The sequence below is a fragment of the Xanthomonas campestris pv. campestris str. ATCC 33913 genome (assembly GCF_000007145.1).
GTDB lineage: Bacteria > Pseudomonadota > Gammaproteobacteria > Xanthomonadales > Xanthomonadaceae > Xanthomonas > Xanthomonas campestris.
On the sequence record NC_003902.1, the window covers coordinates 4,252,481 to 4,267,720 of the forward strand.

Consider the following 15,240-nt stretch of genomic DNA (forward strand, 5'->3'; position numbering starts at 1 on the left):
CATGCCCCTCCTATAGACCTATGAAATCAGTATGCGCAAGAAGTCATTGAGATCTGCTCAAGCAATTACATGAGATTCGAATAGTCGCCAATTTGATTGCATATCTCCACCGGTGGATCGCCCAGCTGGACGACTCTTCGCTGTCGTCTTTCAGACGCGCTCTTCGGTGTCACGACGCGGTAGAGCAGATAATACGCATACTGAGTTTCCCAAAGACCAAATGTCGAAATATCCGAAAACTGGAAACGCTCCCCTGTTGAACGCGTTGCAGTGAAAGCGCACTCAGCATAGGTCCCAACGCCACAGCGAGCATCCAGGTAGTACAAGCCACCTCGCCCTTTGAGGTCAAAATGATAAAGGCGCCCATTCTCGTCTTCGAAGACCTGTGGAACCACTTGCAGCGCGTGCGTTGCGTCGATACGTCCCCAGCGACGAGACTCGTCACAGAGCGAGCCACCGGACATGGCACCCGTTTCACTGCCAGCGGAAGCTGACAAACATCCTGTTGCTGCGAGGGACACGAGTGTCAGGCAACCAAGCTTAGTTACTTGCACGGAGACTCCTTGCTCTTTTTTCTTAAGGATTATTGCCGTGGCTCGCAAAGGGAGCGAAAAATTCATAGATGGCGCGCAAGGATGGATTACTCGTTTGTACCAGGCTGAGTGAGACGCTAACTGCGCCCAAGACGGTGGTCAATGGCGCCTTTCATTTACGGACGACTGCCTGTGCATTGCGTAGGGCCGGACGAAAATCTATGCGCAAAGAACCGCAGCGCTTCTATCGCCGGCCATAGGCGCCCAGACGGTACGTAACTGCAGTGCCTGCAGACACAGAAACGCTGGCCGGCGCGTGATGGGCACCGAACCAGCAACACTGCTTTGCTCACTCAGTGTCGATCGCGGCAGTAAACGGATCGTTGGTGGAATCCGCATTCCAGCGGTACTCGGCGATATCGGCGGCCTGCTTGGCGGCATCGGGGCCGAACAGTTTTGCGATCAGGGCCAGCGCCATGTCCGTACCTGCGGAGACGCCGGAGGAGGTGAACACATGGCCGTCCTCCACCCAGCGCGCTTGCTTCACCCACTCTACTTTTGGCCCCTGCGTCATTACCCAGTTGAAGGCGCGCTTGTTGGTCGTGGCACGCCGCCCATCCAGCAGACCGGTGCGCGCCAGAAGCGCCGCCCCGGTGCAGATGCTGGCGACGTGTGGCGCCGAACGCGCCAGGCGCGTGATGCTGGCGATGAATGCGGTGTTGCCCACCTCGCGCCGTGTGCCCATGCCGCCCGGAACCATCAGGATGTCAATGTGCGGCGCCGCGTCCAACGCATGGTCAACGGCAACCGCAGGACCGGCGCTGCTAGCGACCATGCCAGCGCGCTCGCCCAGGATGACGATCCTGACCTTGCCATCAAGATTGCCGAACATATCCAGCGGACCGAACACATCCAGTAGCTGGAAGCCGTAGAACACCACCATTCCTAACGTCAACTGAGCGGTGCCTTTGGATAAATCACCACTGGCCGCGCTGGCCGGGCGCAGGTCTTTCGCGATCGCAGCCGTGCCCGGCGCCATCATCGCCGCGCCCGTCAGCAGGGCATTGCGTAGTAGCGTGCGACGCGCACGACTTGCATGGGTCTGATCCGCTTCAATAGACATGGCTGCTCCTTGATGATTCAGTGGGTGTGGGCCGGCGCGCCTGCCGGATGAGCTCGTATTAGCGGCGTAGCCCAGCGGGTCTCACGGCGCAAACCACTGTATTCACCCGGACAAAGTGCGATGTGACGGGCCCGCACGCCTGGATTCCAACCTGCTAGATTGCGGCGATTGCGCACGGACACGGGGATTCGAGGTGGCACCAGACACACTCAGCGGTAGCTGCGATTGCGGCAGCGCGGGCTGGCATCTCTCCGGTGATCCAGGCGCGGTCACGGCTTGCAACTGCACGCTGTGCCGGCGCTACGGCGCGCTCTGGGCGTACGACGTTGAACACGGGCGCATAACGCTACACGGGCCAACGCAAACCTATGTCCGCGCCGGGAAGCAAGACCCCGCGCTAGAGATTCACTTCTGCCCTGCCTGCGCCTGCGTGATCTGCTGGCGTGGGCTGCGCCTCGAAGCCGACGGAAGCCGGCGCATGGCAGTCAACATCAGGCTCGCCGATCCAGACGCCGTCGCGCACTTGGCCATCGACCACTTCGATGGTCTGGACAGCTTTGACGACCTGCCGCCCGATGGCCGTTGCGTGCGTGATCTATGGTTCTGAGGTGCGTGAGTGCACTGACTGGCGAGCAAGACGGATGAATTTCAAGCACAAGCATCTGGTCACTACTGCTGGGTTTGTTCCTTCGCTGCATCCCATTTAGTTACTGCAGTTGGCCAAAGATTGCGCGATCGGTTGGCGATCGCGTCACCCGTGTTCATGTCTGTCATCTTGAGCGTGCTGTCATTCAACTCACTGACAGCGACGATACTGGCTAACCGATTTGCCATCAGAGATCACCAGATAGCCGCCTTTCAGAATGTAAAGGTCATCAGTTCTGATATCTGGCGCGATATCCGACTTAGCGGAAACCAGCCAAGCATGTGGATCAGAAGAAACACGCCTGATCGATATGGGCGTCTGCTGGTGCTCGTGGCCACGCAACCAGGTCTTCTCGATATGTATCGGCGTATCGGAGTCAGGATTCATGGGTAGCTTGCAAGCGTGAGGGCCTAGGTCCCATATGCCCTGAAGCTCTTGTGGATACGCAACAGACTGGCGCACCTTAGTAGCCGACGCGGCGCCGATGCCAAGCAGCAACGGTAGGGCTAAAATAAACCCCGTGATCATCCGCATACTCACTTTCTACTCCGTCGATGTGTTCACCACGCCAGGCTTAGTACGGCGACTGGCTCTGCCTATTTCTTGAAAAATATCAGCGCGTCATCGACGGACCGGCCTGTGAGACGGCTTGCTGCGACTGTTCTAATGCCTGCTGCTGCTCGCGCGCCTGGGCCTGAGTCTGGTTGAGTGCCTGCAGGCGATCGAACGACTGGATCTCAGGTGTCTGCACGGCTTCTATCGTTGGCATATGTGCCCGCTGGTGTGCCGGGTCATTGAGCGCGCCTTGTACAACGAAGACCTTCTCGCCGCCAGCTAGCTGAGGCGTGGGGTTGTTGAGTGCAACATGGTCCACCCGCGACAGCCCTTCCTCTTTGGCCAACGCAAGCAAGCTGGCGGTCATGCGCTGGCTGGCCCCGTCCCACTCTTTGCCGTGTTGGGCGTCGAGCTGCATCACGCCACCTCTGATCTGCTGGTACAGCGCGTGGTCCGCGTGGCCTGGCTGTGAGGGCAACAACGTGGTCTTCGGTGACACCGAGGGTGATTCAGGACCAAGTCCACCCTGCTTCACATCAGAAGTACTGATGTCGCCAACGCCTCCAGGTTCCGGTCGACCCTGTTTGCGTTGCAGCGGTGCAATATATTTATCGTAGTAATCTCCGTAATATTGTTCATATGTTTTACTTGGACCAACCGAAGGTTTTTCCGTCTTGAAGACCTGGGCAATCTGGTTCAATGCAGCATCGCGCGTGATGCGACCTGCCATTTGCTGATCTGCAATTGCCTGGTACTGCTGTGGCCTTGTGCCGCTTCCAGAGATACCGATATCCGGTCCGTTATTATTTATAATCTCACGCCGAATTAGTGCGTTGCTAAGCGTTGCTGCAGCTTCGCCACGGAGCATGCTCGTGACGTACCCATTCTTGGAGGACTGATCGGATTGCTCAGAAAATCGATGATGTCCAATTTCATGCGATAGCGACCGAGCGATGCGCGCACCGTTTCCAACTGCATTTTCGTCAATAACTACTTGCGTGCGAGGAACGAGATAGGTGCCGGCACCGGCAGTCCCCCATACCACCCCAATGTTGTCCCGATTCAGCTGCGCGAGGCCTGCCTGAAGTGTTGGAGACCTCTGCAAGAAAGGCGTGACCGAAGGATCCGATAGCGGAGAGGACGGCTTCACTGCAGCGGCTCCTGACACCGATTGCTGCGGCTGCGGATACTTCGACTCGTCGATATTTTCCATCATGCACTCCGTTGCGGGAACCCAACTCAGCAACTTATTTCTTGCTGATTGTGATGTAGCTTAGACCAGACTGATCTTGGTTCAATCCAAAGATGACAGTTGCCGTTTCTCTCTGCATCGACCAGTAAGCGCTCGAGCCGGCCGCGTCTGGGCGCGGTGGGTAGAGGGAAGCATCTGGCGAGGGCATACCCTCGAACTTCGGCCCAGGCGGCGAAAAGTCAAGCACAAGAGTCGCATGCGAAGGGGCATGCTGATTACTGCGAAGCTCAATGCGCTTCAAGGCTGCACCAGCCAGCACACCACTTACACCGGCCCGTATCACCATCACATCTTGCGATTCACCTGGGCCCAGTTGCGTTTGAAGCTGAGCGTTAAGTGCTGCGATATCGTGGAAGTCAGTTGCGATCAAACGATCCACATCTTGCTTGAGGCGTTCCGTCACGTCTTTGCTCCTGGTTTCAATGGAGGACTTTGCAGCCGCTACGGCTGGCTGATCGCGTGGAGTGCTGAGGGCACATCCCGCATGAAAAGTGCATAGTGTCAGCAGCGCAACTGGTAACAACGCTGCCCAAGGGAGGGCATTACGTCCTTGGTTAACTTGCCGGCCATGGGATTTCCCAAGGTGAAGGGCCATCTCTCTGATCCTGCGCTAAGAGTGTCGCTGAAATTTACCACGTCAATAACCTCGGATCAGGCCGCGGCAGCAATCCGCCTCACGTGGTTTGCGGTTGCAAGATCGACCAGCGGCGCACAGGCATGCACCTGAATGCGGCCGGCGGTGCTAGCGACGCGTCCTAAGTCATTTTGCAGGCACTCCCACCGGCGGCAACACCTCCATCAACAACCGCCCCACGCTGGCGGTGATGCGTAGCTTGGTGCCGATGGCAAAGCCCAGTTGCTGCAGCCATAGGCCGCTGAGGCGGACGTGGGGCACGTGCTGGTCGCCGGCGTGGTCGTGGGCGCCGGGGTAGAGGGTGTAGCTGACGGTGCATTGGCGCGGGCGGCGGGCGCGGCGGGGTGCATGCAAACGGCCGGGGCCTTGCGGCGTTGTGTCCGGCTCGGGCGGCAGCATCGGTGGCAGTTGGGTGCGATCGGGTTCGACGATGACCCACTGCACCCGCTTGGGTGGCGCGGGGCGCGCACGTTGACGGGTGGGCCGTGCGGTGGCGGACGCGTTGGGTGGGCGGCGGCGCGTCATGGCGCCCCCGGGTGGCGAGTGTTGGTGATAGGTGCAGCAACGCACTGCTGCAAGGCCACGTCGATGCGGGCGGACAGGCTGCGCAAGGCCTGCGACAACACGCCGGGTTGACTGAGCAGCTGCTGCGCGGGATCGTCGCTGGCCTGCTCAATAGCTGCGCGTGCAGCCAGCCGGCGCAGCACCTCGCCTACATCCCACAGCAGGCCGTGAGCGGAGGCTGGCAACAGATAACCCGGCACCGCTGCCGGCATGGATGGTGCGGTAGGCATGGCAACGCCCTCCTGGAACAACCCAAGAACCGCCGCCAACGGCGACGGGATGTCGGGAGGTTCGAAACCGCAGAGAGCCGGCGGGCGTATTCCCCTTGCGGGTGTTGTATTAGCCGCCCTCCCGACGCAGGCATCGCATCGGTTGTACCTGCGGGATGCAGGCACAAAAAACCCACCGGTTTGACGGAGGTGGGTACTAAGGTATCCCCACGTTTTACACCGTAAGCGTCATCTGCTCGCGCACTGCCGCAGGCAGTGCGCGCAAGCGCCCTATCCACCGTGAGACGGGTTCCATCGGCCACTGCCTGACCAGCGCTTCTCGGCCGATGCGTAGCGTGGAGTAAAGCTTGCGTGTGCTGTTGCGAGGAGACAGCCACTGGGCGATACCGGTCGCTTCGCATCCCAGCCCCGCCAACCAGCTGGCGAATGCAGCCAACGTATTGATCAGCAGCAGGATCTGCAGTCGCTCGCCGCGTCGGGTCAAACTGTCTTCCAGCGCCTGGCCGTAGCGATGTGATTTCAGATCGCGAAATGCAAGCTCGATCTGCATCCGTCGTGCGTACACATTGACCAACTGCTTTGCGCTGGGCGCCTGCAGCTGCGGGGATGCAACGATGAGCCAAGGCTCGCGCTCGCGCGCTGCGGCCTTCAGACTCGATGACGCACGCGAGACTTTGGCGGGTGAGCGGCGATTGCACTGTTTGCGCCCTTGCCGTGCCTTGGCGTAAATCACCAACCTGCAATCGAGTGGATCGCTGCGATTGGCCTGCATCGGCGGTAACTCGCATGCACGATTGGACGCCAACACATGCAGTTTCCGGCTGTCGATCCACTGATCTGCTTCATCCCGCACGTCCTGCGGCTTGACTTGCGTGCGCCCGCGCAGTCGCCCAACCCAACACCAGCCCATGGCCGATACAGCGCGGAACCACGGTGTCCGGAAGCCGGCGTCAGTGACCAGGATCGGGCGAACATCGTCCGGAACCAGTGCCCTCAGTTGTTGCAAGAAGCGTCTTTCTGCACCAGGCGATCCCTGCTGCTTTCCTGGCACTACCATGTCCAGCAAGGTAAGCGTGCGGCCGCCCACCGGCACCGCTGCGCGCAGCAGACACCACGATTTGTCTGGCTTCAGATCGCTCCAGTCGATGACGATTACCGGCTGCGCGCCGCGCAGCAGCCAGTGCGCCATCTCGTGGTCGATCACTGATCGCTCGACCTGCAAATTGCGATTACTCAACAGGCGATCAACTGCCTTGAGCGGCGCGCGCACCCGCAGTGCGCTCGGCCACGAACGTGCGATGTCCATCAGTGTCAGCCTGCGTCCGTGCAACAACGCCTCGACCGCATGCAGCAACGCGCGTTCGCGCAACGCATGCATCCCGGACAGTGAGTTGGGCAGGCACTTCTGCAATACTTCGCTGGCGCGCATGGTCGTCAACCTTCTCTGGCTTAGTCACCTTGAAGATTGCGCCATGCGCGCACTTTCTTCCAGGCAATTACGTCGCAAGTGATTGATTTGCCAGGAGGAAATGTGGGGAAACCTCAGGGTCAGGTTCACTTATTAGTCGATGGCGCTCGGCTTGCGTGGCCGGTGCGCGGGCCCGATGCCCGCAAAGCGGCGGGTCTTGGTGTCGACTCCCCGTAAAATTGATCCATCCATAACTAGAGGTCTCCGGGCACACTAGCCACCAAGGAGACCACCAATGCGCAAGAGCAAGTTCACCGAGAGCCAGATCGTCGCCACGCTGAAGCAGGTCGAGGGCGGTCGCCAGGTCAAGGATGTCTGTCGCGAGCTGGGCATTTCCGATGCGACGTACTACGTCTGGAAGTCCAAGTACGGCGGCATGGAGGCCGCTGACGTGCAACGCCTCCGCGACCTGGAGACTGAGCACAACAAGCTCAAACGTATGTACGCCGATCTCGCGATGGAAAACCATGCATTGAAGGATGTCATCGCAAAAAAGCTGTAGACCCGGCGCATAAGCGCCCGCTTCTTGCCTGGCTCATCGAGCAGCATGGCTGGAGCGAGCGCCGGGCTTGTGCGGTGGTTGGCGTGGCTCGCTCGACAGCACGTTATCGGCGCCGTCCCGATCGGGATGAGGAGGTTATTGCGCTGTTGTCCGAGTTGGCCGAGCGTTTTCCCGAGCGCGGATTTGGAAAGCTTTTTCAGATCATCCGTCGTCGCGGACATCTGTGGAATCACAAGAGGGTCTGGCGCGTGTACTGCTTGATGAAACTCAATCAACGTCGCCGCAGCAAGCGCCGGGTACCGACGCGTCATCCACAGCCGCTGGCATGCGGTGATCGACCCAACGCTGGATGGTCGATCGATTTCATGTCTGATGCGCTATGGGATGGTCGACGGTTCCGCACGTTCAATGTCATCGACGATTTCAGTCGGGAAGCCTTGGCCATCGATGTGGACCTGAATCTTCCGGCTGCCCGCGTCATCCGCACGTTGGAACGTATCGCAGCTTGGCGCGGCTATCCGAACAAGCTGCGTTTGGACAATGGCCCGGAATTTGTTGCATTGGCCTTGGCCGAGTGGGCTGAGCGCAAGGGTATCGCGTTGGATTTCATCGAGCCGGGGCGTCCGATGCAGAACGGTTTTATCGAACGCTTCAACGGCAGCTACCGGCGTGGCGTATTGGATATGCACATATTCCGCACGCTGAGCGAGGTCCGCGAACAGACCGAACAGTGGCTGGCCGACTACAACCAACAAATACCGCACGACAGCCTGGGCGGGCTAACGCCCGCCGAGTTCCGTGAGCAACATCAACCGCAGACCTCTAGCTTTATCTGGCATTGAATTGCGGGGAGTCGACAGCCTGGTGCTACGCGGCTTGTACTCCGACCAATTCGCAGCGCCTGCCGCATCCGACACGCTACACGTGCTGCGCTTTACCGATGGCGCGCAGATCCACTACGACACCGAGGCGCACGCGCTGCAGGCGACATTGCCCAGCGGCGGCACCGCGACCATTACCGCCGATGGCGGCATCACGCTCAACGGCCCGCTGACGGTCAACGGCGAAACGATGCTCAATGGTGATGCCACCATCACCGGTACCGCGACGGCAACCACCGACGTGCTCGGCGGCGGGATCAGCCTCAAGCACCACAAGACCACCGGCGTGACCGCCGGTCGCGCGCTCAGCGGCGGCCCGGAGCAATAGGCCAATGTACTCAAGATTAACCTTAGAGTGGCTAACAAAACTACTGTGCAGTCGTCAGGCGAGCACGACCGGTACTCGGAACGGCATGTACCAATCTTAGACTTCCGTCCCTCCGTGCCGTCCACACCCACCTGACGAATGCTCTGTAAATTTTTTAACCACTTTTAGATGCTTTTTAAGAAATTCTTTGCGTTTAAATAATCATTCACGTAGTCCGTTGGAGCATCGTTAAAAGCAGACCAATCGCCATCTGGACTCACATAGACTTGATGAAGATTGTTCGTGCTAGAGGCTAAGTCCCAGCAACTATTATTTTCTCTTAATCCACGAACCAGTGCTGAAGCAGCCTGTGGACCCGCCGGAGATTTCGTCCTCATTTTGGTGAAGCGATCCATCTTTGAATTCTCTGCAGGTTCTGCCGCAAGCGCTTCACTAAGCGAGGGGTTTGGCTCTGCTGGGCCTGGAGGATAAGACATCAAGGGGATTGGAGTGGAGCTTTCTAGTCTCTCTCCATAAGTATGAACCTTCTTCAGCATTGGCCACGGATCAACCACGACTGCATGGTCACCTACCGTTCTATCGCGCCAGTCTCCGATTATCACGTAATTGTGATCCTGCCCACTATCCCTAACCTGAATTACTGGCATTTTTCGAGGCATGCTACGTAGTTCAGCTGCACTCAATCGTCGATGTTCCCCACAGCTGCCTCCGCCAAACTCTTTAACTGTTTTCAGCTCCTCAAATTCGTCAGAGCAATGCCCTCCATTAATCATGTCACGGGCTAATTTCATACGAGTCCAGCTACGACCGCCGCTCATGCATATTGCTGCCTCTTGATTTCCAGGGCCATCAGGGAACGTCTTATAACCTGTTTTCTTCACAACCCTGCTTGCCAGCCCCATCGCCTCAAAGGTCTTACGGGAAACGGCAACCGGATCAGGTGAAAAATTTCCTGTGATTTCTTGCAGGCGGTCATCATGGATATCGCACAGAGGTGACCATTCGCGAACTACTGAACTTGAGGAGCCAGATCGATTGACGGGCATAGCAGAATCTCTTGCTAGATTGAGAATTTGAATTTAGCGAAAAAAAAACGATAACAAGTCCTGGATCCCGAATCGAAGAACGCCGTAGCGAAGCATTCCCAATCAATGGCTGTAGTGTCCAATCAACCGTTAGCCGTTTACGTAAATAATTTATCCACAGGTCGAATTTGTATTTGCAGATCAACAATAAGTAAATCGATGGTGACATATTCAAAGCAGCCAAATGCACCAAAATTCTGAAAAAAAATTCCCCATCTCAACTAGTCAAAGGATATCCGACGTCCCCCCAATTTTGAGTAGCGCCTCAGTTTGGAGTCCAATTCCCTACCCCGAGGAGATTGGACGTGAAGAAACGTTTTACTGACGAGCAGGTCATCGGCTTTCTGCGCGAAGCCGAAAGCGGCGTCGCCATCAAGGATCTGTGCCGGCGGCATGGCTTCAGCGAGGCCTCGTACTACCTGTGGCGCAGCAAGTTCGGTGGGATGAGCGTGCCCGATGCCAAGCGGCTCAAGGACCTCGAGTCCGAGAACGCGCGGCTGAAGAAGTTGCTGGCCGAGCAGTTGTTCGAGAACGACCTGATCAAGGATGCACTGCGAAAAAAGTGGTAAGCGCACCGGCGCGTCGGACGCTGGTGCGCGAATGGATCGGGCGTGGTGCCAGCGAGCGTCGTGCGTTGGCAGTGATCGGCATGAGCGCCAGTGCACTGCGGTATTGCCCGCGCGAAGATCGCAATGGCGAACTGCGCGAACGCATCTGTGCGTTGGCACATCGCCATCGCCGCTATGGCGTGGGAATGATCTATCTCAAATTGCGGCAAGAAGGGCGCATCGTGAACTACAAGCGTGTGGAACGGTTGTATCGCGAGCAGCAGCTGCAAGTGCGCCGCCGCAAGCGCAAGAAGGTCCCAATAGGCGAGCGTCAACCGCTGCTGCGGCCATCGCAGGCCAACCAGGTGTGGTCGATGGACTTTGTGTTCGACCGCACCGCGGAAGGCCGGGTGATCAAGTGTCTGGTGATCGTGGACGATGCAACCCACGAAGCGGTCGCCATCGAAGTGGAGCGCGCGATCTCCGGGCACGGGGTGACGCGCGTGCTGGACCGACTGGCGCACAGTCGCGGTTTGCCGAAGGTGATCCGCACTGACAACGGCAAGGAGTTTTGCGGTAAGGCGATGGTCGCTTGGGCGCATGCCCGTAATGTGCAACTACGGCTCATCCAGCCAGGCAAACCGAACCAGAACGCCTATGTTGAATCCTTCAACGGCCGACTGCGCGACGAATGCCTCAACGAGCACTGGTTCCCGACGTTACTGCACGCGCGCACCGAAATCGAACGCTGGCGACGCGAATACAACGAGGACCGACCCAAGAAAGCAATCGGCGGCATGACGCCGGCTGCGTATGCCCAACATCTGGCAAACACCGATATCATCAACCCCGGACTCTAAACCAGGCCGCTACTCAGGGCGGGGGGGCGTCGGCCGAACAACAAGGCTTTAGCTAACCTGGTCACCTAGCCAGGAAAATATCTTGATGAAACGATTCCGGATGGGTGAGTTGTATCGCTACGCCAGGCCCGCTCTGCCAGAAGTGCTCGAGATCGATGGAATCTCGAATTTTCACTACGTCGTTGCAGCTCCTGGCTCGCCTTCATTGCAGCTTGAGAGGCGGATCAATGCGCCGAGCGTAACCCGTGCCATTGATGGGGACCGGGTCGCCGTGGTTCTTCTAGCGAGTAACGAGCACAAGCGTGGATCGATGGAAAATCCATGGCACGACACGCTCGCACCTGACGAAGGCTTTGCGCGCTACTTCGGCGACAACAGAACTCCCGATGTAGATCCGGGGACTGCTATTGGCAATCGAACCCTGCTTCGCCAATTCGAGTTCCATACTTCTCCGGATCAAGGAAAGCGTGAGCGAGCAGCGCCGGTGCTACTGTTTCGTTCAACGAAGAAAGGCTTTAAGGAGTTTTCGGGACTTGCGCTTATCGTCGGAGCGCGGCGGGTTACGCAATTCTCTGAGAAGAACGGCGGGTTCTTCACGAACTACCTCTTCGATCTGGCCGTCTTGTCTTTGACGGAAGAAGACGAAAGCCTAGCGATGCTTTGGATCCATGATCGTCGTGATCCATCGCGTGCGTGTGGCGTTGCTAATGCAATGGCACCGAAGGCGTGGCAGCGCTGGGTGAAGTTCGGTAGCCCGGAGATTGAGCGTATCAAGCGACGGGTTGCGCGATATCACATCTTGCCCAAGCGGGATCAGGTTGCTCCAGTTAGCTCAGAAGGCGGCAAGACCCTGGAAGCCATCTACAGGTTCTACGAACCGAAGCGGCATCGCTTCGAAGCATTGGCAAGCTTGGCGTGCGAGTCTATGGTTCGCGGTACAGGTGCCGAGTACCACCGTGGTTGGCTAACGCGAGGCACAGGTGATGGCGGCTTGGATTTCGTCGGCCGCATCGATATTGGTGAAGGGCTATGGGGAACCAAGCTTGTTGTCCTGGGCCAAGCCAAGTGCGAGAAGATCGATGCTCCCACCGGTGGCGTCCACATCGCCCGGACTGTGGCCCGTCTGCGTCGGGGGTGGCTAGGTGCGTACGTGACTACCTCGTTCTTTTCCGAAGCCGTGCAGCGAGAAGTACACGACGATCAGTACCCCGTTTTGTTGCTCAATGGAGCCGGCTTGGCTGCCGAGGTGACCAAGTTGCGGCTGGAAGGCGGCTTCGCAAGTACAGAACAGTTTCTTGAACACATTGACGCTGATTATGAGGCGCAGGTCAGCAGCAGACGGCCAGAAGAAGTTCTGTGGGAATAGCGCGACGGCTAGCTTAGTCCAAGCCTCGCCTCCGGCAGTTGACATCGTATCTATCGCATCGCAATCTTTGCCTCAAGGAGCGTCGAAACTCCTCAGAGAGCGGTACCCACCTCTGAGGTTTCCCCACATTTCCTCCTGGCAAATCAATCACTTGCGACGTAATTGCCTGGAAGAAAGTGCGCGCATGGCGCAATCTTCAAGGTGACTAAGCCAGAGAAGGTTGACGACCATGCGCGCCAGCGAAGTATTGCAGAAGTGCCTGCCCAACTCACTGTCCGGGATGCATGCGTTGCGCGAACGCGCGTTGCTGCATGCGGTCGAGGCGTTGTTGCACGGACGCAGGCTGACACTGATGGACATCGCACGTTCGTGGCCGAGCGCACTGCGGGTGCGCGCGCCGCTCAAGGCAGTTGATCGCCTGTTGAGTAATCGCAATTTGCAGGTCGAGCGATCAGTGATCGACCACGAGATGGCGCACTGGCTGCTGCGCGGCGCGCAGCCGGTAATCGTCATCGACTGGAGCGATCTGAAGCCAGACAAATCGTGGTGTCTGCTGCGCGCAGCGGTGCCGGTGGGCGGCCGCACGCTTACCTTGCTGGACATGGTAGTGCCAGGAAAGCAGCAGGGATCGCCTGGTGCAGAAAGACGCTTCTTGCAACAACTGAGGGCACTGGTTCCGGACGATGTTCGCCCGATCCTGGTCACTGACGCCGGCTTCCGGACACCGTGGTTCCGCGCTGTATCGGCCATGGGCTGGTGTTGGGTTGGGCGACTGCGCGGGCGCACGCAAGTCAAGCCGCAGGACGTGCGGGATGAAGCAGATCAGTGGATCGACAGCCGGAAACTGCATGTGTTGGCGTCCAATCGTGCATGCGAGTTACCGCCGATGCAGGCCAATCGCAGCGATCCACTCGATTGCAGGTTGGTGATTTACGCCAAGGCACGGCAAGGGCGCAAACAGTGCAATCGCCGCTCACCCGCCAAAGTCTCGCGTGCGTCATCGAGTCTGAAGGCCGCAGCGCGCGAGCGCGAGCCTTGGCTCATCGTTGCATCCCCGCAGCTGCAGGCGCCCAGCGCAAAGCAGTTGGTTAATGTGTACGCACGACGGATGCAGATCGAGCTTGCATTTCGCGATCTGAAATCACATCGCTACGGCCAGGCGCTGGAAGACAGTTTGACCCGACGCGGCGAGCGACTTGATACGCCCAGGGTTCCGTAGACACTCAAGACCCTCGTTGCGCGTAGCGCCGTTCAAACTCTACAGGTGACAGGTCGCCAGTTGAACCGTGGCGGCGGTTGGGGTTGTAGAACATCTCGATGTAGTCGAATACCTCGGCGCGAGCGGCGTCCTTGGTGGGATAGGTCCGCCGCCTGATCCGCTCGCGTTTGAGCAGGCCGAAGAAGCTCTCCACGGGTGCGTTGTCGTGGCAGTTGCCACGCCGACTCATGCTGCACACCAAGCCATGGGACGCCAGGAAACTGCGCCAGTCTGACCTGCCCCCACCGGCCATACCAGTGATTACTGATAAAGCCCGGGGTTGAAGGGTACTGCGTTGTTGCCGGTTTGTGCTCGGTGGTTGGAGGCAAACTGCGCTGGCGGGATGCGACCACAGCTGCTGTGCGGACGTACCTCGTTGAAGTCACGCCGCCAATCGGCGATGACCTCGCGAGCCTGGATCAGCGACGTGAACCAGTGTTCGTTGAGACATTCGTCGCGGAACTTGCCGTTGAAGCTCTCGATGTAGCCGTTCTGCATGGGTTTGCCGGGTTCGATCAGGATGTGTTCGATGCCACGCTGCTGTGCCCAAGTGATGAAGGCGCGGCTGGTGAACTCCGGGCCGTTGTCCGTGCGCACCGCGCGGGGATAGCCGCGGAAGCAGGCGATCTGCTCCAGCACACGCACCACGTAAGCCCCGCTGATGCCATGGTCCACCGCGATGTCCACGCATTCATGGGTGAAGTCGTCGGCGACGGTCAGGCATTTGATGCGGCGGCCACTGGCCAACTGATCAAAGACGAAGTCCATGCTGATTACCTCGTTGGGATGCCGCGCTGGCCGTAACGGCTGCCGCTGTGCCGCCGGGAACTTGGCCTTCTTGCGCCGGCGCACGCTCAGCTTCGCCTCGCGGTACAGACGGTAGATCTTCTTATGGTTCACCTGCGGAAACTCCGGGCGCAGCAGGTCGTGCAGGCGGCGATAGCCGAAGCGGCGACGCGCCTGCGCCAGTTCCACCAGTCTGGCCGACAGGGTTTGCGTCGCCGGCGTGGGTGTCGGCGCGTGGCGGAAAGCATCGCGGGAGATCCCCGCAAGGCGACAAGCCCGGCGCTCGCTGATCGACGTCAGCTCGCACATGCGCCGGATTGCCTCGCGCTTGCGTTGCGGGGCTAGCGTTTTACCCCGAACCCGACCTTCAGCGCCTCGATGTCCAGGTGCGCCTCGGCCAGCAACCGCTTCAGGCGGTTGTTCTCCTGCTCCAGCTCCTTCAGGCGCTTCGCGTCTTCGGCCTCCATGCCGCCGTACTTGGCCCGCCACTGGTAGAAGCTGGCCGGGCTGAAACCGTGCTGGCGGCACAGCTCAGCCACCGCCATCCCGGCATCCGCCTGCTTGATGAATCCGATGATCTGCTCGGTGGTGAAACGACTCTTCTTCATGTCCGTCCTCGTG

13 protein-coding genes and 4 pseudogenes are annotated in these 15,240 nt (G+C 58.9%); 6 read left to right on the top strand and 11 right to left on the bottom strand.

Going from position 1 to position 15,240, the window contains the following annotated elements; translation table 11 throughout:
- Window positions 1-65: 65 nt before the first annotated feature.
- Both XCC_RS18465 and XCC_RS18470 read right to left on the bottom strand, forming a co-directional pair.
- Window positions 66-620 (bottom strand): hypothetical protein, encoded by a 555-nt coding sequence (locus tag XCC_RS18465; protein ID WP_011038656.1) that lies wholly within the window; start codon window positions 618-620, stop codon window positions 66-68.
- A 262-nt stretch (window positions 621-882) separates the two neighbouring features.
- Window positions 883-1,656 (bottom strand): DJ-1/PfpI family protein, encoded by a 774-nt coding sequence (locus XCC_RS18470; protein WP_019237244.1) that lies wholly within the window; start codon window positions 1,654-1,656, stop codon window positions 883-885.
- A 478-nt stretch (window positions 1,657-2,134) separates the two neighbouring features.
- Between XCC_RS18470 and XCC_RS22575 the strand changes: the two genes are divergently transcribed.
- A complete protein-coding gene (locus tag XCC_RS22575) occupies window positions 2,135-2,263 on the top strand; it encodes a hypothetical protein (RefSeq protein WP_256267585.1) in 129 nt (42 codons plus the stop codon).
- A 189-nt stretch (window positions 2,264-2,452) separates the two neighbouring features.
- Here the strand turns inward: XCC_RS22575 and XCC_RS18480 are convergent, their stop codons facing one another.
- The 6 genes from XCC_RS18480 to XCC_RS18505 form a co-directional block, all read right to left on the bottom strand.
- Complete coding sequence (locus XCC_RS18480) at window positions 2,453-2,689, bottom strand: hypothetical protein (protein WP_129588839.1); 237 nt, start codon at window positions 2,687-2,689, stop codon at window positions 2,453-2,455.
- A gap of 226 nt (window positions 2,690-2,915) precedes the next feature.
- Window positions 2,916-4,070, bottom strand: a complete 1,155-nt coding sequence (locus tag XCC_RS18485; RefSeq protein ID WP_012437269.1) for an XVIPCD domain-containing protein — start codon at window positions 4,068-4,070, stop codon at window positions 2,916-2,918.
- 34 nt (window positions 4,071-4,104) lie between these two features.
- Complete coding sequence (locus XCC_RS18490; RefSeq protein ID WP_228415064.1) at window positions 4,105-4,512, bottom strand: hypothetical protein; 408 nt, start codon at window positions 4,510-4,512, stop codon at window positions 4,105-4,107.
- A 357-nt stretch (window positions 4,513-4,869) separates the two neighbouring features.
- Window positions 4,870-5,268, bottom strand: coding sequence for a SymE family type I addiction module toxin (locus tag XCC_RS18495; RefSeq protein WP_012437268.1), 399 nt, complete (start codon window positions 5,266-5,268; stop codon window positions 4,870-4,872).
- Window positions 5,265-5,537, bottom strand: coding sequence for an XAC0095 family protein (locus tag XCC_RS18500; RefSeq protein ID WP_012437267.1), 273 nt, complete (start codon window positions 5,535-5,537; stop codon window positions 5,265-5,267). The genes XCC_RS18495 and XCC_RS18500 overlap by 4 nt, the downstream gene beginning before the upstream one ends.
- A gap of 214 nt (window positions 5,538-5,751) precedes the next feature.
- A complete protein-coding gene (locus XCC_RS18505) occupies window positions 5,752-6,966 on the bottom strand; it encodes an IS4-like element IS1481A family transposase (protein ID WP_011035386.1) in 1,215 nt (404 codons plus the stop codon).
- A gap of 274 nt (window positions 6,967-7,240) precedes the next feature.
- Here XCC_RS18505 and XCC_RS18510 point away from each other — a divergent pair.
- Both XCC_RS18510 and XCC_RS18515 read left to right on the top strand, forming a co-directional pair.
- Window positions 7,241-8,349, top strand: a protein-coding gene (locus XCC_RS18510; protein WP_087942065.1) for an IS3 family transposase whose coding sequence is annotated in 2 segments (ribosomal slippage) — window positions 7,241-7,502 and window positions 7,502-8,349 — 1,110 coding nt in all. Because the reading frame shifts where the segments join, the coding sequence is not laid out codon by codon here.
- Between the two features lie 13 nt (window positions 8,350-8,362).
- Window positions 8,363-8,716: pseudogene (locus XCC_RS18515) on the top strand (phage baseplate assembly protein V); the annotation flags it as partial.
- A gap of 164 nt (window positions 8,717-8,880) precedes the next feature.
- On the opposite strand, the gene XCC_RS18520 reads toward XCC_RS18515, so the two are convergent.
- Entirely contained in the window at window positions 8,881-9,762 is an 882-nt protein-coding gene (locus XCC_RS18520; protein WP_154727182.1) for a hypothetical protein, read from the bottom strand.
- Window positions 9,763-10,106: 344 nt separating this feature from the next.
- On the opposite strand from XCC_RS18520, the pseudogene XCC_RS18525 reads away from it, so the two are divergent.
- The 3 genes and pseudogenes from XCC_RS18525 to XCC_RS18535 form a co-directional block, all read left to right on the top strand.
- A pseudogene (locus XCC_RS18525) lies at window positions 10,107-11,209 on the top strand (IS3-like element IS1404 family transposase).
- Window positions 11,210-11,294: 85 nt separating this feature from the next.
- Window positions 11,295-12,575, top strand: a complete 1,281-nt coding sequence (locus XCC_RS18530) for a restriction endonuclease (RefSeq protein WP_011038665.1) — start codon at window positions 11,295-11,297, stop codon at window positions 12,573-12,575.
- A gap of 229 nt (window positions 12,576-12,804) precedes the next feature.
- Window positions 12,805-13,773, top strand: a pseudogene (locus XCC_RS18535) (IS4-like element IS1481A family transposase); the annotation flags it as partial.
- A 25-nt stretch (window positions 13,774-13,798) separates the two neighbouring features.
- On the opposite strand, the pseudogene XCC_RS18540 reads toward XCC_RS18535, so the two are convergent.
- A pseudogene (locus XCC_RS18540) lies at window positions 13,799-14,065 on the bottom strand (IS3 family transposase); the annotation flags it as partial.
- Window positions 14,066-14,094: 29 nt separating this feature from the next.
- Window positions 14,095-15,227, bottom strand: a protein-coding gene (locus tag XCC_RS18545; protein WP_087942920.1) for an IS3-like element ISXca1 family transposase whose coding sequence is annotated in 2 segments (ribosomal slippage) — window positions 14,095-14,972 and window positions 14,972-15,227 — 1,134 coding nt in all. Because the reading frame shifts where the segments join, the coding sequence is not laid out codon by codon here.
- Between the last annotated feature and the right edge of the window lie 13 nt (window positions 15,228-15,240).

Bases quoted from the DNA above. Each gene is read 5' to 3' on its own strand.
- XCC_RS18465 (WP_011038656.1), bottom strand. From the start codon at position 620: ATGAATTTTTCGCTCCCTTTGCGAGCCACGGCAATAATCCTTAAGAAA.
- XCC_RS18470 (WP_019237244.1), bottom strand. From the start codon at position 1,656: ATGTCTATTGAAGCGGATCAGACCCATGCAAGTCGTGCGCGTCGCACG.
- XCC_RS22575 (WP_256267585.1), top strand. From the start codon at position 2,135: ATGGCAGTCAACATCAGGCTCGCCGATCCAGACGCCGTCGCGCACTTG.
- XCC_RS18480 (WP_129588839.1), bottom strand. From the start codon at position 2,689: ATGAATCCTGACTCCGATACGCCGATACATATCGAGAAGACCTGGTTG.
- XCC_RS18485 (WP_012437269.1), bottom strand. From the start codon at position 4,070: ATGGAAAATATCGACGAGTCGAAGTATCCGCAGCCGCAGCAATCGGTG.
- XCC_RS18495 (WP_012437268.1), bottom strand. From the start codon at position 5,268: ATGACGCGCCGCCGCCCACCCAACGCGTCCGCCACCGCACGGCCCACC.
- XCC_RS18500 (WP_012437267.1), bottom strand. From the start codon at position 5,537: ATGCCTACCGCACCATCCATGCCGGCAGCGGTGCCGGGTTATCTGTTG.
- XCC_RS18505 (WP_011035386.1), bottom strand. From the start codon at position 6,966: ATGCGCGCCAGCGAAGTATTGCAGAAGTGCCTGCCCAACTCACTGTCC.
- XCC_RS18520 (WP_154727182.1), bottom strand. From the start codon at position 9,762: ATGCCCGTCAATCGATCTGGCTCCTCAAGTTCAGTAGTTCGCGAATGG.
- XCC_RS18530 (WP_011038665.1), top strand. From the start codon at position 11,295: ATGAAACGATTCCGGATGGGTGAGTTGTATCGCTACGCCAGGCCCGCT.